The organism is Pantoea sp. sgz302252, assembly GCF_047713085.1.
Taxonomy (GTDB): Bacteria; Pseudomonadota; Gammaproteobacteria; order Enterobacterales; family Enterobacteriaceae; genus Scandinavium.
In genome coordinates this window covers 114,113-138,577 of sequence record NZ_JBLFJW010000002.1, presented here as the reverse complement: position 1 = coordinate 138,577, position 24,465 = coordinate 114,113, and the positions used below count along the sequence as shown (strand labels likewise).

The 24,465-nt window shown below is 53.0% G+C and carries 20 protein-coding genes; 17 read left to right on the top strand and 3 right to left on the bottom strand.

Translation table 11 applies throughout. The features are described 5' to 3' along the window. Positions 1-88: 88 nt before the first annotated feature. The 17 genes from ACLW56_RS02420 (at position 89) to ACLW56_RS02340 (ending at position 20,641) form a co-directional block, all read left to right on the top strand. Positions 89-640: a fimbrial protein gene (locus tag ACLW56_RS02420; RefSeq protein WP_330982225.1), complete on the top strand. Its 552-nt coding sequence runs from the start codon at positions 89-91 to the stop codon at positions 638-640. Between the two features lie 121 nt (positions 641-761). Further along, positions 762-1,520, top strand: coding sequence for a molecular chaperone (locus ACLW56_RS02415; protein ID WP_415377506.1), 759 nt, complete (start codon positions 762-764; stop codon positions 1,518-1,520). 277 nt (positions 1,521-1,797) lie between these two features. Continuing rightward, complete coding sequence (locus ACLW56_RS02410) at positions 1,798-4,242, top strand: fimbria/pilus outer membrane usher protein (RefSeq protein WP_330982375.1); 2,445 nt, start codon at positions 1,798-1,800, stop codon at positions 4,240-4,242. After that, complete coding sequence (locus tag ACLW56_RS02405; protein WP_330982223.1) at positions 4,227-4,808, top strand: fimbrial protein; 582 nt, start codon at positions 4,227-4,229, stop codon at positions 4,806-4,808. Before ACLW56_RS02410 ends, ACLW56_RS02405 begins: the two co-directional genes overlap by 16 nt. A gap of 134 nt (positions 4,809-4,942) precedes the next feature. Next, positions 4,943-5,476, top strand: a complete 534-nt coding sequence (tssB, locus tag ACLW56_RS02400) for a type VI secretion system contractile sheath small subunit (RefSeq protein WP_330982222.1) — start codon at positions 4,943-4,945, stop codon at positions 5,474-5,476. 20 nt (positions 5,477-5,496) lie between these two features. Then, positions 5,497-6,996, top strand: a complete 1,500-nt coding sequence (gene tssC / locus ACLW56_RS02395) for a type VI secretion system contractile sheath large subunit (protein ID WP_330982221.1) — start codon at positions 5,497-5,499, stop codon at positions 6,994-6,996. 152 nt (positions 6,997-7,148) lie between these two features. Beyond that, a complete protein-coding gene (locus ACLW56_RS02390; RefSeq protein ID WP_330982220.1) occupies positions 7,149-7,634 on the top strand; it encodes an Hcp family type VI secretion system effector in 486 nt (161 codons plus the stop codon). Positions 7,635-7,758: 124 nt separating this feature from the next. Further along, the gene (gene tssJ, locus ACLW56_RS02385) at positions 7,759-8,280 is read left to right on the top strand and encodes a type VI secretion system lipoprotein TssJ (RefSeq protein ID WP_330982219.1); all 522 of its coding nucleotides are present in this window, start codon (positions 7,759-7,761) and stop codon (positions 8,278-8,280) included. A gap of 3 nt (positions 8,281-8,283) precedes the next feature. Then, complete coding sequence (gene tssK, locus ACLW56_RS02380) at positions 8,284-9,630, top strand: type VI secretion system baseplate subunit TssK (RefSeq protein WP_330982218.1); 1,347 nt, start codon at positions 8,284-8,286, stop codon at positions 9,628-9,630. Next, positions 9,630-10,982 carry a type VI secretion system protein TssL, long form gene (tssL, locus tag ACLW56_RS02375; RefSeq protein WP_330982217.1) on the top strand — a complete coding sequence of 451 codons (1,353 nt, stop codon included), beginning with the start codon at positions 9,630-9,632 and terminating at the stop codon, positions 10,980-10,982. The genes tssK and tssL overlap by 1 nt, the downstream gene beginning before the upstream one ends. A 14-nt stretch (positions 10,983-10,996) precedes the next feature. Further along, complete coding sequence (tssM, locus tag ACLW56_RS02370) at positions 10,997-14,839, top strand: type VI secretion system membrane subunit TssM (RefSeq protein ID WP_330982216.1); 3,843 nt, start codon at positions 10,997-10,999, stop codon at positions 14,837-14,839. Between the two features lie 126 nt (positions 14,840-14,965). Continuing rightward, positions 14,966-17,461, top strand: coding sequence for a type VI secretion system Vgr family protein (locus ACLW56_RS02365; RefSeq protein ID WP_330982215.1), 2,496 nt, complete (start codon positions 14,966-14,968; stop codon positions 17,459-17,461). Positions 17,462-17,529: 68 nt separating this feature from the next. After that, on the top strand, positions 17,530-17,790 hold the full coding sequence (locus ACLW56_RS02360) for a PAAR domain-containing protein (protein WP_330982214.1): 261 nt from the start codon (positions 17,530-17,532) through the stop codon (positions 17,788-17,790). Then, complete coding sequence (locus ACLW56_RS02355) at positions 17,790-18,590, top strand: TagK domain-containing protein (protein ID WP_330982213.1); 801 nt, start codon at positions 17,790-17,792, stop codon at positions 18,588-18,590. The genes ACLW56_RS02360 and ACLW56_RS02355 overlap by 1 nt, the downstream gene beginning before the upstream one ends. 17 nt (positions 18,591-18,607) lie before the next feature. Continuing rightward, positions 18,608-19,417, top strand: coding sequence for a type VI secretion system accessory protein TagJ (locus tag ACLW56_RS02350; RefSeq protein WP_330982212.1), 810 nt, complete (start codon positions 18,608-18,610; stop codon positions 19,415-19,417). Then, positions 19,414-19,911, top strand: a complete 498-nt coding sequence (tssE, locus tag ACLW56_RS02345; protein WP_330982211.1) for a type VI secretion system baseplate subunit TssE — start codon at positions 19,414-19,416, stop codon at positions 19,909-19,911. The genes ACLW56_RS02350 and tssE overlap by 4 nt, the downstream gene beginning before the upstream one ends. 67 nt (positions 19,912-19,978) lie before the next feature. Further along, on the top strand, positions 19,979-20,641 hold the full coding sequence (locus ACLW56_RS02340; RefSeq protein ID WP_330982210.1) for a hypothetical protein: 663 nt from the start codon (positions 19,979-19,981) through the stop codon (positions 20,639-20,641). 46 nt (positions 20,642-20,687) lie between these two features. On the opposite strand, the gene nadR is transcribed toward ACLW56_RS02340, so the two are convergent. From nadR to serB, 3 genes are all read right to left on the bottom strand, one after another. Next, positions 20,688-21,920 carry a multifunctional transcriptional regulator/nicotinamide-nucleotide adenylyltransferase/ribosylnicotinamide kinase NadR gene (gene nadR, locus ACLW56_RS02335; RefSeq protein WP_330982209.1) on the bottom strand — a complete coding sequence of 411 codons (1,233 nt, stop codon included), beginning with the start codon at positions 21,918-21,920 and terminating at the stop codon, positions 20,688-20,690. An 80-nt stretch (positions 21,921-22,000) separates the two neighbouring features. After that, positions 22,001-23,383 carry a DNA repair protein RadA gene (radA, locus tag ACLW56_RS02330; protein ID WP_330982208.1) on the bottom strand — a complete coding sequence of 461 codons (1,383 nt, stop codon included), beginning with the start codon at positions 23,381-23,383 and terminating at the stop codon, positions 22,001-22,003. A 12-nt stretch (positions 23,384-23,395) separates the two neighbouring features. Then, the gene (gene serB / locus ACLW56_RS02325; RefSeq protein WP_330982207.1) at positions 23,396-24,367 is read right to left on the bottom strand and encodes a phosphoserine phosphatase; all 972 of its coding nucleotides are present in this window, start codon (positions 24,365-24,367) and stop codon (positions 23,396-23,398) included. Positions 24,368-24,465: the final 98 nt, after the last annotated feature.

Sequence of the window (24,465 nt, the reverse complement as noted above, 5' to 3'; positions counted from 1 at the left end):
TTTATTCGCTCTCCTTTTATCAGGAAATGAATCAGCCCAACGGAAGGTCGAATGACCCAAAAAAGTAATTAATCTCTAAGGAACAGAAATGTCTAAACTGAAAGTTTCATTATGTGCTCTGGCACTGACGATGGCAGCCTCCACGGCTTATGCTGACGATGCTGTAACCCAGGGTACCGTGACTTTTAACGGTGAACTGATTGCAGATACCTGTAGCATCGTATCTGGCGATGAAAACTTAACCGTCACTCTGCCAACGCTGTCCACTCAAACACTGGCAAACGCGGGTGATACTGCGGGTTCAAAAACGTTTGATATTCGTGTAGAAAACTGCCCAACCACAGGAACCGGTATTCCGACTCAGGTCGCCGCACACTTCGAAGCCATTAACAGTGACGGTTTTAATGCAACAACCAAAAACTTAACCAACAGCGCCACTACGACTCCTGCAAGCAACGTTGAAGTCAGATTGTTCGATAAAGACGGGACAACCGTTCTTCCTGTCGGTGACACTGGCGGTTATTTCCCAATTACTGCAGGCACCGCGACGATGACTTACATCGGTGCTTATTATGCCACGGCTGCAACCACCGCGGGTAAAGTAAGCGCACGCGTTCAGTACACCCTGGCATATAAATAATATATAGCGAGCCGTAATACTCGGCGTACTGACAGCTTCTTGTCCGTTTTATCCGTTTCTGGTCAGCAAATTGTCCTTGCGCCGAATTGCGGCTTGCATGTCATATCTACAGGATTGTGTTATGTCATTTATTAAGAACAGCTTTTTGTTATTGGTTTTATTTTCTGTTTCCCATTTCGCTCAGGCTGGGGTCACTATTGCGGGAACACGCATCATTTTTCCCGGTGGTGAAAACGAGATAAGCCTCAGAACCAACAACAAAGGGAATAAACCGGCGCTGGTACAGGTCTGGATCGACGATGGTAAAGCAAATGCCGACCTGAACAACGTCAAAGTTCCTTTTCTGGTGACACCACCGGTGTTTCGTATTGAGCCCGGCAAAGGCCAAAGCCTGCGCCTGATGTATAACGGGATGGCGTTGCCGCAGGATCGCGAATCACTGTTCTGGTTTAACCTGCTGGAGATCCCTCCGGCCAATAAAGATCAGCAGGATAAAAACCGTCTGGAGCTGGCTTTCCGCACCCGTATTAAGATTTTTTATCGCCCGCAGAATTTGAAAGATAGCAGCGTTGCCGTCTTTAACCGTTTGCAATGGAACGTGGTGAACGATGGAAAAAAAGGAACCGGCATAAAAATTACCAACCAAACGCCTTATTACTTTTCGTTTGATACCGGAACGTTCACCATCGGGAACAAAAAGTACAACATGGATATGAACGTTGTCGCCCCGGGTTATTCAGAAACATATTATGCGGAAAAAGGTGCCGCACCATCAGGAAGTGTGAGCCAAATTGTCACGTATTTATTAAATGATTATGGTGCAGCCGTAGAGAAGACGCTGATTAATCAGGCAGGCACTTTCGTCGAGAAGAAAAATTAGTCGTATTACTTTCTGAACTAACTATTTTTTCAGATCGCAATGGATAGTAAACAAGGCTTAACCCGTTTGGAATTTCTTTATGCGCAGATTAAGGACAATACTCGTGAAACGCCCGGCACTGAATATCAGGAACGATCGTAATACGGCTATATTATCCAGAACCAGAAATACTGTTGGGTTGGTCGCGACGTTAACCTGTGCCATGCTATCTGCGCAAAGAAGCTGGGCCGATACCGTCGATGCAGCAAGGTCCTCAGGAGAAACGTCTTCTGAAGTGATGGATTATAACGCCGACTTTATACATGGCGCTGGCATTGACGTCTCTCAGTTCAGTGAAGGTAACCCTGTTTCTCCGGGTGTTTATTCGTTAAATGTCATGGTTAATGGTGAGCGGCGTGGGCGTTATGACATTTCTTTTAAAGCCGTAAAAGGCAAGCAAAATGCCGAAGCCTATTTTACTGCAGAAGAGCTTCAACAGCTTGGGATTAAATCTGACAAAGCATCGGGACTGGCGAAGGGCCAGACTTATCGACTGAGCGAACTGATTCCGGATAGCCTGGTTTATTACAACAGCAGCGACCTGGAACTGGATATTCAGGTTCCCCAGGCCAACCAGGTGCAATATCCGCGTGGTTATACCGATCCTTCGCGCTGGGAAAAGGGTGAGCCTGCCGCTTATTTTGATTACAACGCCAACTTTTACGGCCTTTCTACCGGGCCACAAAGCGGTGACGATCGTAGCGATGATTACACAGGAAATATCGGCCTGCTCTCAGGTATCAATATCGATCGCTGGCGTCTTCGCCAACGCTCCAATTTTAGCTGGCTCAAAGGCGAGAGCAGGCCAAATACCCAAAGCCTGGCGACCTATGCCGCGACGGATATCACCGCGTTGAAAAGCCAGTTGACGCTGGGTGACAGCAATACCACCGGTAAAGTGTTCGATAGCTATAGCCTGCGCGGAGTACAGTTAAAATCCGATGACCGCATGCTGCCGGAAGGTCTGCGCAACTATTCACCGATTGTGCGCGGCGTGGCGGAAACCAACGCCAAAGTGACGATCACCCAGCATGGACTGACCGTTTATCAGACGGTGGTCACCCCTGGTCTGTTTGAGCTCACGGATATCGGGGCTATGGGCTATGGCGGCGATCTGGAAATGACGATCACCGAAGCGAACGGCATGGTACGCACCAGCATCATTCCTTTCTCCGCGCCGCCGATGCTGTTGCATAAAGATGTGGCCAGCTTCGAACTCCTCGCTGGCGAACTGAACGACGACACGCTGAAGCAAAAACCGAAGGTCGCTCAGGGGATCCTGCAATACGGTATCGGCAATAATTATACCCTTTACGGCGGCTCGCAGATCGCCAGTCACTACTACGCCTTGTCTGTCGGTAATGCCATCAACACCCGCATCGGCGGTCTGGGTTTTGACATCATCCGCGCCTGGTCGGAAGTGGAAGACGGCAAGCACTCCAGTGGTAACAGCTACAACGTAAGCTTCACCAAATATATGGAGGAAACCGCCACTAACCTGACGATGGCGGCCTACCGCTACTCAACAAAAGGTTTCTACTCCCTGCGCGATGCAAGTATCGCTCGCGGCGGCAGAACCAATGATGATTACAATGTGGATTACCGGACCAAAGAGCGTGTCACCGCCAGCCTCTCACAAACGCTGTGGGACAACAGTTCGTTGAATCTCAGCGGCAGTCTTTACACCTACTGGAGCAGCGAGCAAACCGCGAAACAGTACGCCGTGACCTGGACGAAATCGCTACGCTATTTCTCTTTTGCGCTGACCACCATGCGCACCAGCGATGAGGACGGTAATTATGACAACACCTATATGGCATCAATCAACGTGCCAATTGGTCGTGATGTTAACAGTCGTCCGCTATTTAATTCCATTTATTCGACCTATAGCCACAGCACGCCAACCAGCGATAGCTTCCAGATGAACGCCAACGGCAGCCGCGGCGAACAGAATGAGCTGACCTACGGCATTGGAACCTCCGTACAGAAAGCCCATGATGAAGACTCTCTGGAAGCGGTTTCCGGTAACCTCAACTACCGCAGCCCGGTCGGACAATTTGGCATGACCACAGGCGTGGACAGCAGCGGTTCTTCCCGCCAGCTTTCCTTATCAGCCAACGGTAGCGTGGTGGCACACAAAGGCGGCGTCACACTCGGCCCATCGGTCGGTGAAATGCCGTTTGCCATCGTCGGTGCGCCAGGTGCCAAAGGAGCGAAAATCTACAACGGCCAGGGGGCGAAAATCGACGGACGCGGCTATGCCGTGATGCCCTCCCTCACGGCTTATCGTGAGAATGCGGTGGCGCTGGATTATAAGAGCGTTCCGGACAACGTCGACGTACTGGAAAGCCAGAGAACCGTGGTGCCACGAGATGGCGCAATTATCGCGGTCAATATGAAAACCATTGAAGGGACGCCCATTGTGCTGATTATTCATGATGAGCAGCACAACCCCATCCCGGTCGGCAGCGAACTGATTGACGATAAAGGTGTGAATCAGGGCGTAACGGGTCAGGGCGGCATGGCCTTTGTGCGTGGTTGGGACCCGGACGCCGGCAATGTGTTCGTCCTCTCTGGCAAGGATAAATGTCGGATCATACCGGAGAAAAATAGCCAGAACCAGGTTGTCACCCGCCAGCATAATAGCGTCATACAAATGGAGGTTACATGCTATCGCCACTGATCGCAGACCGTGTTTTGTGTAAAAAAAGCATCCTGATGTTATTGCTGATGTCACCAATGGTTTTGGCACAGCCTTGTACCGTTAATGATAATTGCAAAATTGATGTCCAGTTCAAAGGGTCTTTTCTGGAAAATACCTGCGACCTGAGCATTAATAATGGCACAGCCAATGAAACTGTCACTTTACCGACAATTTCAACCGCATCATTAACCCATAACGGCGCAGAAGCGGGCAGCCAGCTATTTGCCATTACCTTGAGCAATTGTCCGATTAATAAAGCTATCTCACTCTATTTTGCATCAACTGCGTCGGGAGTAAATACGGCGACGGGAAATTTACCCAATGCCACGGGTAATGATTATGGCAAGGATGTCGAAATTCGTTTACGCAAATCTGACCAGCAACAAATGGTGATTGATAATCCTGACAGCAGCCAGGATTACGATATCAGTAATACGGCAGAGGTGACGCACCAATTTATTGCCAGTTATTATTCCGTAGGGACTTCCGGGGTCAGCGCCGGACTTGTGAGCGCTGCCGCATCTATTATTGTGAATTATAAATAAGTTTTTTCCAGTCACTGAGGGAAGCCAGCTATTGTTATGCGCTGAATAGCTGGTGACTTTTGTCGGCGCAAAAGTTTAGCTTTTGACGTTTGATAAAAACAATATTATTCAGCGCAGGATAATTAAGGGTTTTTATGGCCGTAAGTAAAAGCAACTCACAAAAATTTATTGCGAGAAATCGGGCACCGCGCGTACAGATTGAATATGACGTAGAAATCTATGGCAGTGAAAAAAAGGTCGAATTACCTTTTGTCATGGGTGTACTGACGGATCTTTCCGGCAAATCACTGGAACCGCTTCCGCCAGTTGCCGACCGTAAATTTCTCGATATTGATATCGACAACTTCGACGAGCGAATGAAGGCCATGAAGCCACGCGCGGCTTTTGCCGTACCGAATACGCTGACCGGCGAGGGCCAGCTGATGGTCGATATCACCTTTGAAAGTATGAACGATTTTTCACCCGATCAAATCGCACGAAAAGTGGACTCTTTGTCCCAATTGCTTGAAGCGCGAACCCAGCTCGCCAACCTGCAAACCTACATGGATGGCAAGGCCGGCGCTGAGGAACTGGTCAGGCAGTTGCTGAAAGACAAGGCGTTGCTCAATACCCTCGCCGCATCGCCGAAAGTACAGTCTGAATTCGCTGAAGTTCAGCCCGAAGAGTGATTAAAGAAGAAGGAAACCCTATGTCTGTTGTGGACGTGCAACGCGAAAAAACGCAGAAATCGACGGCAGAGTTCAGCGATTTCAACATATTGTTAGCAAAAGAATTCAAAGCCAAAACGGAACAGACCAAAGTGGCGGTGGAAGGCGCGGTCAAAACCCTCGCCGAGCAGGCGCTGGCCAATACGGTCACGATTTCTGACGACGCCTATAAGAGTATTGAATCGATTATTGCTGGCATTGATAACAAGCTGTCCGAGCAAATTAACCTGATCCTGCACCATCAGGAATTTCAGTCGCTGGAAAGCGCCTGGCGTGGCTTGCAGTATCTGGTCTCCAACACGGAAACAGACGAAAAGCTGAAGCTACGCTTTATGGACATCTCCAAAGACGAACTGCGCCGCAATATGAAGCGCTATAAAGGTATCGCCTGGGATCAAAGCCCGCTGTTTAAGAAAATTTATGAAGAAGAATATGGCCAGCTCGGCGGCGAGCCATACGGCTGCCTGGTTGCGGACTACTTCTTCGACCATACGGCGCCGGATGTCGATCTGCTGGCTTCTATCGGCAAAATCGCCGCGTCCGCGCACGTGCCTTTCATTTCAGGCGCTTCGCCAACGGTACTGCAGATGGAGTCCTGGCAGGAGCTGTCTAACCCACGCGACCTGACCAAGATTTTCACCCAGAACCTCGAATACGCCGCATGGAACTCCCTGCGTCTGGCAGAAGATTCACGCTATATCGGTCTGGCCATGCCGCGCTTCCTGGCGCGTCTGCCGTACGGTATTCGCACCAATCCGGTGGATGCTTTCCACTTTGAAGAAACCACCGACGGTGCGGATCACAGCAAATATATCTGGGCTAACGCGGCGTATGCAATGGCGGTAAACATCAACCGTTCCTTCAAGGAATACGGCTGGTGCACCCTGATCCGTGGGGTGGAAAGCGGCGGCGTGGTTGAAGGTTTGCCGTGCCACACGTTCCCGACGGACGATGGCGGCGTGGACATGAAGTGCCCGACCGAAATCGCCATCTCCGATCGCCGCGAAGCTGAGCTAGCGAAAAATGGTTTTATTCCGCTGGTCCATCGCAAGAATACAGACTACGCCGCGTTCATTGGTGCGCAGTCTTTGCAAAAACCAGCCGAATATTACGATGCAGACGCCACCGCAAACGCCAACCTGTCCGCTCGCCTGCCTTATCTGTTCGCCTGCTCGCGCTTCGCGCATTACCTGAAATGTATCGTGCGCGACAAGGTCGGGACGTTTAAAGAACGCGATGAAATGCAGCGCTGGCTGAATGACTGGGTGATGAACTATGTCGATGGCGACCCGGCTAACTCCACGCTTGAAACCAAAGCGCGCCGCCCGCTGGCTGCCGCAGAAGTCGTTGTTGAAGACGTGGAAGGTAATCCGGGTTATTACCAGGCTAAATTCTTCCTCCGTCCTCATTTCCAGCTGGAAGGATTAACAGTCTCTCTGCGCATGGTAGCAAAATTACCATCCGTGAAAGAAGGTGCCTGATAAAACAGGTGATCTCTGAATAAGGTCTCGCTGATCCGTTATTCAGAAAACAATTTGTGATGCTAGCCATTACAAAAGGGAATGCTTTTGCTTAATTGCAAGAGCAGATGTTGTTGTACTCATTTTTTAATTTAGTGCTGGAGAAAAGTATCATGGCACAAGATATGTTTATTAAGATCGATGGTATTGAGGGTGAGTCACTGGATGCCGCGCATAAAAATGAAATTCAGGTTTTGTCCTGGCACTGGGATGTCGAACAGCATTCAAATATGCACAGCGGCTCCGGTGGCGGTTCCGGTCGTGCATCGGTCGATGATTTCTGCTTTGTTCACTATACCGACAAAGCCAGCCCAAATCTGCTCAGCTACTGTCTGACCGGTAAACATATTAAGAATATCCAGTTTGTTATCCGTAAAGCGGGTGGCGATCCACTGGAATATCTGACCATTAAATTTACCGACGCCATTATCACCAAAGTGAATATGCAAGGTTCTCTTGAAGATGAAACTCGTCCACGTGAAGAAGTGCGTTTCTCCTTCACGAAGATGACTCAGGATTATGTCATGCAGAATGCCGAAGGCCATAAGTCTGGCGTTATTTCTGCGACTTACGACGTGAAAGCTAACCTCCACGGTTAATTTCATTTCCCCTCGCGGAGGCTCGCCGTTACGGCGAGTCTCCATTTACCAGCGCTATCACTGAATATTCCGTCCCGGTCCGGACTTTATATTCAGGATAATACTGAAAGAAGAAGGTACAAGCATGATGCAAAAGAGAGCAGGAAAGGGTGTTCTGGGTATTGTTATGCTTCTGGCGTTGACCGCTTGCGGCTCGTCTACTCATCAACAAAGCGAGCCAAAAACCGTCGAAATTACCCTCAACGCCGGTAAAAACTGTAATCCAGACAGGGATGGTCGCGCCGCGCCGGTCCAGGTTCTGCTTTTCTTACTGACCAATGCCGATAATTTTAACAACAGTGATTACATCACGCTGTCTACTGGCGCTAGCCCTGCCCTGCTTAATGATACGAAAAACCAGCAGCAGTTCATTTTAAAACCCGGCGAATCGCGCACCATCAAACTGGAGGCGGAAAAAGAGATCCGCTTTTTCGGCATCGCCGCGGCTTATCGCAACATCCATGACGCCCAGTGGAATGCGGTCTATTCCCTGCCGAAAGAGAAGCCTCGCCACTGGTATCAAAAACTGATTCCGATGTCGGATAAACCGCTGAAGCTGGCCGTGACGCTCGACAAATTATCTGTCTCCATTAAAGAAGCGAACTGACCCGTGAGAACCAATAAAGTCGTGTGGAGCGAAGGCCTTTTTTTGCGCCCGCAGCTCTTTCAGCAACAAGAACGTTACCTCGAATATTATGCGCATAAAAGAGCCTCGACCATTACGCCCTTCTTCTGGGGATTTGCTCAGTATGAGATAGACAACGAGGCGCTGGCGTACGGCAAACTGGTGCTGCGAACCTGCAAAGGCGTGTTGCCTGACGGCACGCCGTTTGATATTCCAGCCCATGCCGAGCCGCCCGAACCGTTGACCATCGCCGCGGAACATCTGGGCAAAGTGATTTGGCTGGCGGTGCCGCTGCGCCTGGATAACAGCAATGAAACCATCTTCGATGAATACGACCACAGCTCTCTGGCCCGTTTCTGTGCCTATGACACCGATCTGAACGACACCAACGCTATCCGTCAGGGCGCCAAACAGGTCCAGCTTGGGCGTCTGCGTCTGCGTCTGATGAGCGAAAGCGAAATAACGGAATCCTGGATAGGTCTGCCGTTGATGAAGGTCAAGGCCCTGCAGCCAGACGGAAGCGTATTGCTCCATTTTGAGGACTTTATCCCTCCGGTCACGGGCTACAGCGCGAGCCCGCTGCTGAGCGAATGGCTGACGCACCTGAACGGTCTGGTAAAAATTCGCGCCGAGATGCTCGCCAAGCGCCTTGGAAACAGCGACGGTAAGGCCAGCGCCAGCGCTGAAGTGGTGGATTATCTGCTGCTGCAAATTTTCAACAAATATGAGCCCGTGCTTGATCACCTGCGTCATATCCCGGAGCTTCAGCCGATTGCACTGTATCAGGAGCTGGCAAAATTCGCCGGCGAGCTCTCGACGTTTATCCGGGTGAACACCCGCCGCCCCAAACCTGCACCTGGCTACAACCACGCAGAACTGTACCGCTCAATTCGTCCGCTGGTAGATGACCTTAACGATCTCCTGAACCAGATTCTGGTCCGCGCCGGTCAGATGATCCCGCTAATCCACAAAGGCCAGGGCGTCTGGGCGGCCTCACTGTTGCCAGAGGAGCTGCGCTCTTTCTCAAGCCTGGTACTGGCGGTCAATGCCCGCATGGCGGCAGATATCCTGGCACAACAGTTCTCCGCGCAGGCGAAGATGAGCTCACCACAGCAGCTGCACGAGCTGGTACGTTCCCACTTGCCGGGGCTGGTCTTACAGAATCTGCCTGTCCCTCCTCGCCAGATCCCTTACCACGCAGGAAGCGTCTATTTCGAACTGACGCGTAACGGCCCCTTCTGGGAACGTATTCTGCAAACCGGGGCACTCGCGCTGCATGTTGCGGGCGATCTGCCTGAATTACGCCTTGAGCTTTGGGGGATCCGTCATTAATGAGCGACAGCATTGCAGCCATGACAGATGAAAATGAGCAAAGCCTGCAGGCATTGGGGAAATTTTTGCTTGATGAATCGGGTGACAGCTCGCTGAAGGATCCTGTGGCGACATCAGCCTCTGAAACCGGGCCGCATCAGCCTGTCGCCAGTATGGCCCTGAACGAAGCCAGCCTGAAGGGCGAGAGCATTCAGCAACGCGTCATGCAGGTCAAAACAGCCGACAATCCGCTGCTGGAAGCCAGCCAGCCGCTGCTGCGAGCACTTAGCGAAATGCCCGCGGAGATTACTGACAGCAGCCAGGTCGAAGTCCTCAAGCGCACGCTTGCCAGTGAAATCAACATGTTCACTGTGATTTGTGAAGAGGTGGATATTCCCTGGAAGAAAATGACCATCGTGCGCTACTGCCTGTGTACGGCGCTTGACGAAGCAGCGCACGCCTCGCCGTGGGGCGTCAGTTCAGGCTGGGCGCGCAGCAACCTGCTCAATCATTTTGAAGGCGATAACGACGGCGGCAACAAATTCTTCCTGCTGGCCGGACGGTTGTCGATGCATCCCCACGACTACGCCGACGTGCTGGACATCATGCTGCGCATTCTGGCCCTCGGTTTCGAGGGTCGCTACAGCATTGTGGAAGATGGCGATCGCCAGTTGATGAGGATCCGTCAGCGCCTACTGGCACTGCTGCAGAACACGCTCAACAAAGTGCCGCCAGAGCTCTCGCCGCTGGGCCTGCCGGTGCGCCAGGCGATAAAGAAAAGATCGCGTTTCTATCTTCCGATCAGAGCAACGTTGCTGCTGACCGCCCTGCTGACCACCGGCACGTTTATCTGGTGTCAATACCATTTGCTGGTGAAAGAACGGGCACTGACCGCACGCATTGATGCGATGACACGTGCCGCGCCTGCAGCGCCAGTTCCTGCTCAGCGCCTGCGCCTGGCCGTACTGCTGAAAGTGGAAATTGCGAAAAAACAGGTGGTGGTTGATGAAAACAGCCAGCAGAGCAAAGTCATCTTCAGCGGCGACTCTATGTTCGATTCCGGCTCAGTGAACGTTAAAGCGGAAATGACGGCGATCCTCGCTCGGGTGGCGACCGAAATTCGCCGGGTGAACGGCGAGGTCTTAATTGTTGGACACACCGACGCCACGCCAATCAGCAAGCCTGGTATCAAAGATAACCAGGCGCTATCGGAAAAACGTGCCGACAGCGTCGCCCAATTGCTCATCAAGTCCGGCGTGCCTGCCAGCAAGATCCACATTCAAGGCGCAGGCGCACGCCAGCCGCTGCAAAGTAATCAGGATCCAACGGGTCGGGCGCGAAACCGTCGCGTTGAAATGTTTGTCACCTATTAATGAGTCTCAACGGAATGTCTTATTTGAGTCGATTATTCTCTACCCGCAGCCTGAAGTTTTTGCTGCTGTTAGCCTGTGCGGCAGTGATTGCGGCTGCTATCTGGTATCTCGGCCCCTTCTCTGGCTTTGGCAACGCCCATCCGCTGGAGTCCGTCAGCGCACGCTGCCTGTGCATCGCGGTGGCGCTGCTGTGGCTCGCCCGCTTGTGGTGGCGCATTCCCTTTTTCCTGCCGCTGGCTTTAACGGTGAGCGTCATCATCTGGGTGGCGGGGCCCTGGGTTCTGGCCGGGAAAAGCTATCCGCTGGCAAGCAGCTCACGAAGACTGGTGGTTATCGCCGTCCTCTGGCTGGTGGTGTTGATTTACGCCATCTGGCTGCTGGTCGTCACGCTTATCCACAATCCGGCGCTGTTAAATCGTCTGAAAGGGCTGAGCCAACCCACAGAAAAGCAGGCGGATAAGCACGTCGCCATCACCCGTCAAATTCGCCATGCCGTAGCGCTGACCAGCCGGGTTCGCACACACTGGAAACGCTGGTGGACGTTGTTGTTGCCCGGTGTTTTGCCCGATACCGTTCCCTGGTACGTCCTGCTGGGGGATGAAGGCGCCGGGAAAACGGCCCTGATTACCACCTCTGGCCAGGATTTTCCCCTGCCGGAGCAGCTCAGTCGCATTGCCCAGGAAAACGCCCCTACGGTCAACTGCGAATGCTGGTTTGGCAATGACGCGCTGTTCCTTGACACTGCCGGTAAATACATTAGTGACGACGCTGCCGCGACGGATGAGTGGCAGCACTTGCTGAAAACGCTGCATAAATACCGCGCCCAGGATGGGATCAACGGCGCCATTATCGCGATCCCCGTCGCCGATTTTTTACAGCGTTCAAAAGAGAGCAAACTGACGCTGGCAACGCGCCTGCGCGCCCGGCTCGATGAGCTACGTCAGCAGCTTGGCGTGCATTTCCCAGTGTATGTCATTGTCACCAAAGTCGATCAGCTCAGTGGTTTTGAGCCCTGGTTTCGCGGTATGACCCGCGAGGCCCACGATCAGGTATGGGGCGTCACTTTCCCCTGGGGAGAGATGGTTCATACTTCGACAAGCGGACTACAGCAAAAAATCGTCAGCGAGCTTGATGCCCTGCAACAACGACTGGCCAACACTCTCCATCCCCGTCAGCAGGAGGAGTATTCGCTCAGCGATCGCAAAGCGATGTACACCTTCCCACTCGATTTTCAACTGTTGTGCCGGGAAGTGGCGGATTTTCTGCAGCAGGCCTTTTTCAGTTCACGCTATGACGAAACGCAGTTTTGCGCCAGCTTCCGTGGTATCTACTTCAGCAGTAGCTGCCAGATGGCGGATACCCGCCTGCACAACCACAAAACTGTCGTTTCACGCTGGCGTCACTATTTCACCCGGGATCAGCAGGAAACACCGGCATTCAGCGCACAGCTTAGTGCCCAGGACGATCCGTTGCCGCAAGGCATGGCGTGGGGAAAACACTATTTCCTTAAGCAGCTTTTTGCCGATGTCATTGTGAAAGACGCCCCGCTTGCCACGCATAACTTCCGCGAAGAAACGCGCTATCGTCTGCAGCGGCTATTCAGCCATACGGCCCTGCTGTTGCTGGCGGTGATATTGATCAATGGGTTGGTTGTCAGCTTCAACAATAACGCTGAATTTCTGGATGCCGTCTCAGGAAAAACGCGCCAGCTTGAAACCGCCGTCGCCGGACTCAGGCAGTTCCCGGACAACACCGTTTTACCCGGGCTGCTGGCGATGTCACGCCGTTTACCCGATGTCGAAAACCTCAATCTGTTTGAACCGACGATAGACTATCGTTACGGGTTGTACACCGGCCAGGCCGTCGCTACGCACGCCAACGGGCTGTACCGCTTTATGCTACAACGCTTTTTGCTGCCGTCACTGCAAAATCAGGCGACCGCCTCGCTGAGCGCCGCGCTCCAGGCCAAAGATAATGACGCCCTGTATAACGCGCTGAAAATCTATCTGGGCATTTATGGCCAGGCTAAAGCGCCGCAAAGCTGGCTGACAGAAGCCATCACCCAGCAGTGGGAGGCTCAGGATAAGCTCACCGCCTACGGCGACGAAAGCGTGTTTCAGCAGCATCTGATGGCGCTGTTTGCCCAGCCGGAGTGGTTGCACTACAGCCAGAAAGCAGATGCAGAACTCATCACCCAGGCGCGTGCTGCCCTGGGTCAGCACACGCTCAATGCGAGACTCTATCAGCGGGTAAAGTCGGAGGCGCTGACACAGGCTGCGGAACCGATGACGCTCGACAAAATGACGGGGGATACCAGCACACAAATTTTTACCCTGGACGATGAAGATCTGGCACAGAACGGTATTCCCGGGTTCTTTACCCGGGCTGGCTATCAGATGCTGATAAAAAAAAAGTTTCTCTATCTCATTACTCAGTTGCAACGCGAGGATGAGTGGGTAATGGGAACCCGGGAAGACGTGTCGGCCAATCCGTTAACGGTACGCGAAGGTGTGCTGCGCCTTTATCTTCAGGAATACAGCAGCTGGTGGACTCGCCTGCTGGACAGCATTCAGCTGATCCCGCTGGACATGGCCGCAGCCGATAGCCATTCTCCGCTGGCAGGCGATATTTACGTATTGCGGATCCTGGCCTCGCCGGATTCGCCGCTGGTGAACATCGCCCGCGTCGCCGTGGAGCAAACCACCCTGGCGCAGAAAGATAAAACGCAGCCGGAATTGCTGGACGTCGGCAATAACCGCTTCACCAATAATCGCGTGATCAATCAGGTAAAAAAACTGGATGAAGCGACCGATTATCTGGTCAAGAAACTGACCCGCTCGGAGGTGGATGAACGGTTTCGCGCCCTGCGGGAATTCGTTAACGGCCAGGGAAATCCGCTGTCGATGGAAGGCGGCATGGCCGGATTGCCCGGTTCACAGCTGAACAAACTCTCCTCTACGTTGAGCGAGCTGTATACGCTTTTTGTGGTCACCAGTAATAGCCTCAGCAATGGCGATACGCCAGTAATGCCAGATACCAGCAAACGGATCGGCATTCAGGCGCAAACCTGGCCGACCCCGTTTCGCACCATTATTGAGCCTTTCCTCAATGGCGCCTCCAACAAAGTGGAAGCAAAGGTGCTTACCAGCAACAGCAAAAATATTGACGACAACCTCGGCGAGGTGTGCCGCGCCACACTGGTGAACCGCTATCCGTTCCGCCACGCCGTTCAGGAAGTCAATCCGCATGATTTCGAACAGTTCTTTGCCCGGGATGGGCTGGTGGACAGCTGGTTCAGACAAAATCTGGCGGATAAAGTCGATACTTCGCAGCCCGTCTGGCGCTACAAAGGCAGCCAGGAGGAAGGTAATCTGGCCTTTTTCCAGCAGGTTGCGCGTATCCGTAACGCCTTTTTCGCCAGCGACAGCGGGAAAAAAATGTCATTCTCCCCGACGCTATCAATCACCTATATGGATCCGGCCATCGTTCAGCTCAATATGAATATGGCAGGTAACCCGTTCCATTATATACACGGCCCGGTGGTTCCCTGGTTATTTAACTGGCCGGGCAACAATGGCAGCACCAATATCGACATAAACGCCCTGCCATCGCTTCCCGGAAGCCCATCGTTAGTGGCGCTTAATAGCCCATGGGCGCTTTTCCGTTGGATGGATACGGCGACAAAACAACAGGTCGGCGATGACGGAAACATCATACTGACTTTCTCTATTGATAAGCGCCGCATGGACGTGACGCTGGGTGGAATGGTGTCTGAAAACGCAACACTCGCTGAGCTATTAAACCATTTTGAATGCCCGCAGAGTAATGATTATGGACAGGAGATCTTTGATGAATAATAAAATCGCGTGGAGGCGAAAGCATAATGAAAAAATAGCAGAAAAAACACAGACAATAACGTCATCGCCCTGCTCACACGGCGTGTGTGCTGGCATCAATTTATGAATAACGTATCAGGTATTTAAATGTCGCGTACAATCAGCCTGAGCAGCCCAGCCATGCCTTATTTGCTGGGAGAACCTGCCTTAGCCCTGTCGAAGCTGGAAGGCGAAGAAGCCTTTTCCACGCTTTATACATGGACGATTACCGCCAAAACACCTGCTAATCCGGCGATCCCCTGGCAATCAGCGTCTAATGTCGACATTAAAGCGCTGCTTGGCAAAGAGATGACCATTGAAATTGAACTCGATGGTAATGGGCTGGATCTAGTCAGTTATGTCGGCAAAGGCACACGTGAAATTTCAGGGATAGTCCAGAAAGCCAGATATATTGGGCGTGATTCTAATCAGGCCATGTATGAAATCATCTTACGTCCCTGGCTGCATATTGCTGAGCTAACGTCCGATTTCAAAATATTCCAGCAGAAAAACGTTGTGGATATTATTGATGAGGTGCTCAGCGATTATCACTATCCGGTAGAAAAACGGCTTTCAGCCAATTATCCAGCGCTCGATTTTCAGGTTCAGTATGGTGAAACTGATTTCGATTTCATTGAACGATTAATGGAAGAATGGGGGATCTACTGGTTCTTTGAACACAACGATCACAAGCACAAGCTGATCCTGGTTGATCATGTTGGGGCGCACCGTCGCTACTTCAGCGAAGCCTACCATACGATTCAGTACGTTCCGGACAATCCGCAGGCTGGTGAAGAGTATATCAGTCAGTTCCACCATCAGGAAACGATCGTCAGCGGCCGCTGGCTGACCAACGACTATGATTTCACCAAATCGCGGGCGGATATTTCTGCCGTCGACAGTAAGCCGCGTAACACGGTGTACAACCAAATGGAGATGTTCCACTGGCCTGGCGACTACGAACAACCCTCCGTCGGGGAAATGCTGGCCAGCGTTCGCATGGAAGAGCGCGGTGCGGAAGGATCCCGGGCGATAGGCTCCGGAGAAATTCGCGGGGTCGTCTGCGGCTGCAACTTTATTCTGGCTGGCTATCCGGTTGAGAAGGCCAATCGTGAATATATGGTGCTGGCCAGCAGCCTGATGATTACTGAAATCCCGCAATCCAGCGGCGTTGAAGTGTTCAGCTATCACTGCGATTTCACCGTCCAGCCCACCAGCAAAATCTATCGCCACCCGCTGACGATTAAACGCCCCAGGACCCGCGGCCCGCAAACGGCGATCGTGGTCGGCCCGCCAGACGAAGATATCTGGACCGATGAATATGGTCGGGTGAAGGTGCGTTTTGTCTGGGATCGCTATGGGAAAAACCGGGAATCTGACTCCTGCTGGCTGCGCGTCAGCCAGTCATGGGCCGGAAATAACTTTGGCGGCATCTACATCCCCCGCGTCGGCCATGAAGTGATCGTTGATTTTATCAACGGCGATCCCGATCGTCCGCTGATCATCGGCAGCCTCTACAACAACATCACTATGCCGCCGTGGGATCTGCCGGTCAACAGCACTCAAAGCGGCATGATAAGCCGCACGGTTGGCGGCGGACGCACTAACTACAACGGCATTCGCTTTGAAGACAAGCCCGGCCAGGAACAGTATTGGGAGCAGGCCGAGCGCAATATGGACCGCGTCACCAAAAATGATGAAACCCAGACCATCGGGGCAAACTCGCAGGTGGTGATTGGAGCCAGCCGTAACATGAGCGTAGGTGTCGACTACGGCAAGGTTGTTTCCGGCAACTACAGCAAAATGATTGGCCTCACTTACGGCCTGCAGGTTGGACTGACGCGGGGTGTGGTTGTAGGCGGCGCGAACTCCCTGGACGTCGGTGGAATGAACGCCACCAACGTTGGCGGCGCAAACCTGATTAACGTCGGAGGCTATCACGCAGAATCCGTCGGAGGCGCGTGGCAATTGGCCGTTGGCGGGGCAGCCACCATGGTGGCTGGCGCAGCGATTTCACTGGCTGCGGGAAGCGAGCTGACGCTTAGCGCCCCGACAATCAAAATTGTGGGTTCTGACAGAGTCGTCATCCAGGGCGGCGTGGTGGAAATCAACCCTGGCGATGGCTGCGGCAGCGGTGGTGGCGGTGGCGGTGGCCTTGCTGCGCTATCCAGCCTTGCCGGATTAACGCCAGTATTTGGTTTAATGAAGCTGCCTATACCATTGCCTCCGCTACCGCCAGGCCCAACGCCTCCGCCACAAACGGAACTGCCAACGGAGCCACCAACGGTACCACCGACGGAGCCACCAACGGTACCGCCAACGGAGCCACCAACGGAGCCACCAACGGAGCCACCAACGGAGCCACCAACGGAGCCACCAACGGTACCGCCAACGGAACCACCAACGGAGCCGCCAACAGTACCACCAACGGAGCCACCAACGGTACCACCAACGGAACCGCCAACGGTACCACCAACGGAGCCGCCAACGGTACCACCAACGGAGCCGCCAACGGTACCACCAACGGAGCCACCAACGGTACCGCCAACGGAGCCACCAACGGTACCGCCAACGGAAACACCGACAAGAACACCGCCACCTTAATAGTGGCGCCATCCGCTCGCGGATAACCCGCGAGCGGTTTTCCTTTATCTTTCAAACAGAGAGGCACTATGCAAAACGCAGCACGCGTTGGAGATGCCATCAGTCACGGCGGCTCTGTGACCAGTGGATCCGGTAACGTCACCATCAATAACCAACCAGCAGCCATGCAGGGCGCAAGTTCAGCCAGCTGTTCGATTCACGGCGGAAGCGCCGTTTCATCAGGGTCGGGGTCGGTATTTATTAATAACAATCCTGCCGCCAGAATGGGGGACTCCACCGGATGCGGTGCCGCCATTAGCAGCGGCTCAGGCAATGTGCTGATAGGGTAATGATGATCTATCTCACTCAGTACTGGCCCGAGCAGCGTCCTCGCCGATTACTTAAAGAAAATGAAACCGTCGCGTTCGATGTAGAGCGCGGTGAGTTTATTAGCCAGCCCGCCGATACCTTCGCAGATGGGGTTGTTTTCCGTCACACTAAAGAGGGTATCAGCCTGATCAATGCTCAGCAGGTCATACCCTGCTATGTCGATGGCCAACGGCTGGCTTATCAACAGCATCAGACTCTGCTCATCCAAAGCACTGTCCAGCTCGCTCGTTTCGGGATTGTGGTAGAAAACGAAGAGACGGAAAGCAGCCTGCTACAGGTACTGGGCTACGCTGACGGCTGTGGCAACGATGCGCAACTGCCCGAACTGGTCGATATCCTGCAGAACAGTTTATTGCATGTCACCGAAGAACCTGAAAATGAAAAAAGAGATATCCTCAAAGCGCTGGAAAAGGAGTTTCGCCAGGCGTTGATTTGGGGTATTCAAAAACCCGCCGTACGCCATACCGGGCCACAGCGAGCAAGCCGTTTTGATGAAAATATCTTTAATTTCGCGGTGATTCAGGCGCAGGCCAAATCTTCCACCGTCACCCACTGTATTTTTGAAACCCCCGCGTTAATCCACAAAGTCTTCAGCGAGCTGGAGATTGAAGAAAGCGATGCCATTCGCACCGAAGAAGCTGAAAAGAAAGATATTTTGCGACTTCTGGCACCAGGAGAAGTTCGCTACAACACCCAAAAACGGATCCCCGCCCTGTTGGTCCAGGAAATCTATCGGGCAGATCTGGATACTCTACTGTAATTAATGGATAAAATATGATGTTGACCACTTCCCGACTAAGAACTCTGCTGAAAGAAAACTCACTGGCATCCCTGCAAGAGTCCTTTCAGCACACGCTAAAAAAACACCCCAGCGATCATGAAGCGCGCAGAGCGCTGGCCTCCCTCTGGTGCATTGAAGAAGACTGGGATAAAGCGCTGCTGCAAGCCGACACGCTGGTTAAGCTCGAAGATGCCATGAGCAACCAGGGCGAACTGCTGAAAAACCTGATTCTGAGCGAAATGATGCGCAAAAAAGTGCTGGCAGGAGAGCGAAAAGCCAGCCAGCTTGAAGAGACATCGCCAGCCTGGCTGGCGTTGCTGCATCAGGCCAATCAGGCCTGTTTCCGCGAAGAGCACGAAAAAGCGGATGAACTTCGTTTTCAGGCATTCGAACTTGCGCCCGTCACTTCAGGGCAGAGCGAAAAGCTTGGTGCTTTCGAGTGGATCGCCGATGGCGATGGCCGTCTGGGACCTGTTTGCGAATTTATTTGCGCTGGAGGCTACCGCTGGGTGCCCTTCGAGCACATTCGCTCGCTGACGGTTGGCGCGCCGCAGTCGTTGCTCGACCTGCTGTGGATCCCCGCCACGCTCGATACTGGTGCACGCAAATGGAACGGCTATCTTCCGGCCCGCTACCCGGGCACGGCGCAGAGCCAAAGTATGAAACTGGGTGATGAGACGCACTGGCATCAACAGAGCCTGATGCTGACCATAGGCGAAGGGCGAAAAATGTGGGTCACCGAACAAGATGAATTCTCCATCATGGAGAGCGGCAAACTCACTTTTGATGTCGATGAATCGCGATGAACGAGAAACAGCAGTACCTGCCAACGCTGCTCAATCGCCTGCTGGACGATGAACCTAAAAAACAGCATGAGGCTTTCGACAGCGCCTTTTACGATGCCAGAACGCTGCGGCGTCTGGTGCAAAGAGATCTGGCGACGCTCCTGAACTGCAATAACATCGAGCGTGAACTGGATCCCGTCAGGCACTGCCACATTGCCGGCACGGTGGTGAATTATGGCATCACTCCGCTGCCCGGGTTACCCGTCGCACTGAATAACTGGCAAGCAATGGAAAAAAACATTCGTGATGCCATTTTGCGTTTCGAACCCCGGATCATTCCGCAGTCGTTAATCGTGCAGATCCTTCAGGAGAAAGATAAGTCCTTTCGCAGCACCCATATGGTATTTGAGATCCGCGGTCTGATCTATTGGGAGCCGCACCCTGTCGATCTGTGCCTGAACGGCAGCTACGACCGCGAATGTGAAAGGATCGAGTTCTCTGGTGTGCAGTCATAACACCTGACGAATTGCGTCACAGTCCGAGCGCTGCTCATATTATGCTCATTGGAAAAGGTATCGATTTGTGAAAGTACTTTACATAGGTAGTGGCTTATCAGCACAGCAAGCCACAGATGAAATTTATACTGATCATATTAAAGTTTGCCTGAATAATGCCTGGCGGATTTATCCTAATCAGCCGTTTGATTACTGGATACATCCAAACGACTTTCCAGTTGAAAATTATCCTCAGGTCAAAAACTTTCATACGGAAATTAGCCATCAGGTTTATTCTCACGTCTTATATGAAGGGGCCGATAAAATCGGTTTTGGCGATATCACCGGGTTTGATCTGGAAAGAAAGATTGGCTACACCTCTTTCTTTCAGGGGCTGTACTGGATAATGCTGGCTCTGGCACCGACGCAGATTGGCCTTCTTGGATTTGATCATGACTACAATCAGAATAAAGTACAGAAATGGCGGGCAGACAATATGCCGCAAATCGGCAATAACTTTAATCATAAAACGGAAAAAACGCTGAAAGAGTGGGCAAACAATTATTTTTCCGGACTTGCAACGGATGCATTTTATGGGCACGGAACCCCGGACCCTCTGCGCTTTGGAGCACACTATCTGGAGCAAAAAATGTATATTGCCGCAGCGACAGCGAAAAAGTTAGGGATCGTCGTGCTGAATTATTCACAGCGCCCTTCCCCTTTCAGGATCTTCGAACGCGGTCAGCCCTGAAGGTAACCGAGGTTCATCGCCCAGACGATGAACCTCACAACGCAGATTACCCCTGCTCACCCATCATCTGCTTTACCAGCTCAACACAGCGCAGGAAACGGGCGTCGTAGTCCGACTCTTCCACATGAACAAATTCAATGTTGTTCTCGTGGAGCATCTCTTCCAGCATGGTCTGGAACGCTTTCCTGTCCACAGAGCTGCCGAGGCTGCGCAGGCCATCGGCGACCCACGGCGTGTTGTTTTCCAGCAGGATAACCAGGTCAAAGCGATACTCGTCGATCAGCGCCTGCACGAACGGATGCTCACGCCCTTCGTACTTTTTACAAAACGCCTGCGTGGTGACGAAATCGGTATCAATGAACGCCACCTTATTCGCATATTTCACCGCAAAATCAATGTACTGTGCATGGCCCAGCGCGATTTTGTCGTAATCTGAATACTGCAACGCCATCTCATCGCCACCGAGATGAGAGAAGACGTAATCCCGCCCGTACTCCCACGCACTGGTGGTGTTGAAGATGTTCGCCAGTTTGTTCACCAGCGTTGACTTCCCGCTGGACTCACCGCCCAGAATGGCCACGGTACGCACGAAGAATGGCTTCACCTCAGTCGGAATGTATTCCCAGTAGCGGGAGGGGTTTTCACGAATTTGCGCGCCGCTGATATTCATAAACGTACGCTGAGGATCGATAAGCACCGTTTCGATGCCCAAATGCTGACGGAACTGCGGCGCATCAGCCTCTTCGGAGGTATAGATCCAATTTGGCTGGATCCCCTTCTCTTCCATAAACGCATTGATACCGTTACTCCACACGTCCCAACCGTGCGGGTACGGCTCCATGCCCTCTTCGTTAAAGGCATGAATACGAATGTTTTTCTGGTATTTGAAGGTTTGCAGCAGCCAGCGCAGGCGATCGGACACCGTCGGCTGTTGCGACATCGCGCTGTCTTCGAACAGTGCTCGGTCACGCGTGTCGTCGTAACCCATGATGATATGCAGTTCATCCACCTGGCTACAGGCGCGTTGGATCAGATAAATATGCCCGGTGTGCAGTGGGTAAAACTTACCGAACACCACGCCGACATTCTTCTGCTGGCGAGGAAACTCCAGCCCAAGAAAACGGTGCAGCGCTTCTAATTTCTGCGCGCTCGGGCTTTTGATTTTGGCGTTCAGTAACTGGCTCAGATAGCCCTTGGTCATCCCGCTGGCGTCCGCCACCTGCTGCAACGTGCAGCCTTTCTGACGGATAGCGGTTTTGATGTAATCGAATGATGACAAAGGAGCCTCCTGCCTGGTTGAGTTGCCCGGTGGCGCTTCGCTAACCGGGCCTACGATAACGCAATAACGACGAGGAATAATTATAAGTCGTCAAAGACGTTTAATGCATCGGAAAGCTTTTTAACCCCGAAAACCTTCATGCCTTCCGGCAGTTTTTTCGGCACATTGGCCGCAGGAACAATGGCTCGCTTAAAGCCGTGTTTCGCCGCTTCGGAGATACGTTCCTGGCCGCTCGGCACCGGGCGAATCTCCCCGGCAAGCCCGACTTCGCCAAACACCACTAAATCCTGCGGCAAAGCGCGATTTCGCAAGCTGGACACCATCGCCAGCAGCAATGCCAGATCCGCACTGGTTTCAGCCACTTTCACGCCGCCAACCACGTTCACGAAGACGTCCTGATCCGCCATCTGCAAACCGCCGTGGCGATGCAGCACCGCCAGCAGGATAGCCAGACGGTTTTGCTCCAGCCCAACGGCCACACGGCGTGGGTTAGACATCATCGATTGGTCGACCAAGGCCTGAATCTCGACCAGCAGCGGACGCGTGCCTTCCCAGACCACCATCACCGAACTGCCCGGCGTGATTTCATCACCACGGCTCAGGAAAATAGCGGAAGGGTTGCTCACTTCGCGCAGGCCCTGCTCTGTCATCGCGAAGACGCCAAGCTCATTCACCGCACCGAAACGGTTCTTATGGCTGCGTAAGGTACGGAAACGGGAATCGGCGTCGCCATCCAGCATCACCGAACAGTCAATGCAGTGTTCCAGCACCTTCGGGCCAGCGAGAGAACCGTCTTTGGTGACGTGACCGACCATGATGATCGCCACACCGCGCGTTTTCGCAAAACGGGTGAGATAAGCCGCAGATTCACGCACCTGAGCCACGCTGCCCGGCGAAGACTGCACGTCCGCCATGTGCATCACCTGAATGGAGTCGATAACCATCAGCTTCGGCTGCTCTTCATCGGCAATCGCGCAGATTTGCTCGATGCCCGTTTCAGACAGCATATTCAGGTTGGTGGCTGGCAAGCCAAGGCGGTGAGCGCGCATCGCAACCTGCTGCAACGACTCTTCACCGGTGACGTACAGGGTTTTCATCTGTTCCGCGAGCTTGCACAGGGTTTGCAGCAGCAGCGTTGATTTACCCGCGCCTGGGTTACCGCCAATCAGGATGGCACTTCCCGGCACCACACCGCCGCCGAGCACGCGGTCGAATTCTTTAAATCCGGTAGAAAAACGCGGCAGCTCTTCCAGGCTTATCTCAGAAAGTTTCTGTACTCTTGAGACGCCCGCGCTGCCAGCATAACCACTCAGACGCTCATTTCGAGCCACAACAGGTGATGCGGCGATGCGCATTTCAGTAATCGTGTTCCAGGCATGACAGGCACTGCATTGCCCCTGCCAGCGCGGATAATCCGCGCCACACTCGTTACAGACAAACGCGCGTTTTGGTGCTTTCGCCACATTAACCTCTTATTACTTTTGGTTCAGGCTGCCAGACAGGATACAGAACACGCCCATCAGGTCAGCATGCCGAATGGTGACTTCCGTCTGCTCATTCACTTTAGGTTTGGCATGATAGGCGATCCCAAGCCCAGCGGCTTTGATCATCGGCAGGTCGTTGGCTCCATCGCCAATCGCCACAGTCTGGGCCGCAGGAATTTCATAGGTTTCAGCAAGTCGCTTCAGGGTACTGGCTTTGTACTCCGCATCGACGATATCGCCGATAACATTGCCAGTCAGCACGCCATCGCGGATTTCAAGCTCATTCGCCACCGCGGCTGTCAGACGCAATTTGTCTTTCAGATAGTCTGCAAAAAACGTGAAACCACCCGAAGCAATGGCCACTTTCCAGCCCAGCGTTTCGAGTTTTAACACCAGCGAAGTCAGGCCCGGCATTAACGGCAACGTATCACGTACCTGACGCAGAATATTGGCATCAGCCCCTTTCAGGGTCGCTACGCGCTGCCGCAAGCTGGCGGTGAAATCAAGCTCGCCGCGCATCGCGCGTTCTGTCACTTCGGAGACCAGTTCCCCAGTACCCGCGAGCTTTGCGATTTCATCAATGCATTCAATCTGGATAGCCGTAGAATCCATATCCATCACCAACAGCCCAGGTGTGCGCAGGTGTGGGATTTTGCCAAGCGGTGCAACGTCCAGGCAGGCATCATGTGCCAGACGGGTGGCGCGCGGCGTCAGCGATCCTGCAAGGCGGATAACCTGATAATCCTCAACGCACCAGGCAGCAACAATCACCATGGCCGCGCCCAGCTTATGCTGATAATCGGTCAGGCGTTGTTTATCGAGGTGGCGGCCATACAGCAGCCATCCGCTGCGTCCGGCGTGGTAATCCAGCGGCATCACTTCATCGCCACTGAGTGACAGCGGCAATCCTGGCCACAGGGAAACATCGTCGGGCAAATCGCACCAGGTCAGACTGTTCGGCATTACAGCTCCAGTAATCCAGATTCTCGGCAGGAAAATAACGCATGAGGCTACCTTGTATCCAGCGCTTCTGGCAACATTAAGCTGCAAATTTTCAAAGG

Bases quoted from the DNA above. Each gene is read 5' to 3' on its own strand.
- ACLW56_RS02420 (WP_330982225.1), top strand. From the start codon at position 89: ATGTCTAAACTGAAAGTTTCATTATGTGCTCTGGCACTGACGATGGCA.
- ACLW56_RS02415 (WP_415377506.1), top strand. From the start codon at position 762: ATGTCATTTATTAAGAACAGCTTTTTGTTATTGGTTTTATTTTCTGTT.
- ACLW56_RS02410 (WP_330982375.1), top strand. From the start codon at position 1,798: ATGGATTATAACGCCGACTTTATACATGGCGCTGGCATTGACGTCTCT.
- ACLW56_RS02405 (WP_330982223.1), top strand. From the start codon at position 4,227: ATGCTATCGCCACTGATCGCAGACCGTGTTTTGTGTAAAAAAAGCATC.
- tssB (WP_330982222.1), top strand. From the start codon at position 4,943: ATGGCCGTAAGTAAAAGCAACTCACAAAAATTTATTGCGAGAAATCGG.
- tssC (WP_330982221.1), top strand. From the start codon at position 5,497: ATGTCTGTTGTGGACGTGCAACGCGAAAAAACGCAGAAATCGACGGCA.
- ACLW56_RS02390 (WP_330982220.1), top strand. From the start codon at position 7,149: ATGGCACAAGATATGTTTATTAAGATCGATGGTATTGAGGGTGAGTCA.
- tssJ (WP_330982219.1), top strand. From the start codon at position 7,759: ATGATGCAAAAGAGAGCAGGAAAGGGTGTTCTGGGTATTGTTATGCTT.
- tssL (WP_330982217.1), top strand. From the start codon at position 9,630: ATGAGCGACAGCATTGCAGCCATGACAGATGAAAATGAGCAAAGCCTG.
- tssM (WP_330982216.1), top strand. From the start codon at position 10,997: ATGTCTTATTTGAGTCGATTATTCTCTACCCGCAGCCTGAAGTTTTTG.
- ACLW56_RS02365 (WP_330982215.1), top strand. From the start codon at position 14,966: ATGTCGCGTACAATCAGCCTGAGCAGCCCAGCCATGCCTTATTTGCTG.
- ACLW56_RS02360 (WP_330982214.1), top strand. From the start codon at position 17,530: ATGCAAAACGCAGCACGCGTTGGAGATGCCATCAGTCACGGCGGCTCT.
- ACLW56_RS02355 (WP_330982213.1), top strand. From the start codon at position 17,790: ATGATGATCTATCTCACTCAGTACTGGCCCGAGCAGCGTCCTCGCCGA.
- ACLW56_RS02350 (WP_330982212.1), top strand. From the start codon at position 18,608: ATGTTGACCACTTCCCGACTAAGAACTCTGCTGAAAGAAAACTCACTG.
- tssE (WP_330982211.1), top strand. From the start codon at position 19,414: ATGAACGAGAAACAGCAGTACCTGCCAACGCTGCTCAATCGCCTGCTG.
- serB (WP_330982207.1), bottom strand. From the start codon at position 24,367: ATGCCGAACAGTCTGACCTGGTGCGATTTGCCCGACGATGTTTCCCTG.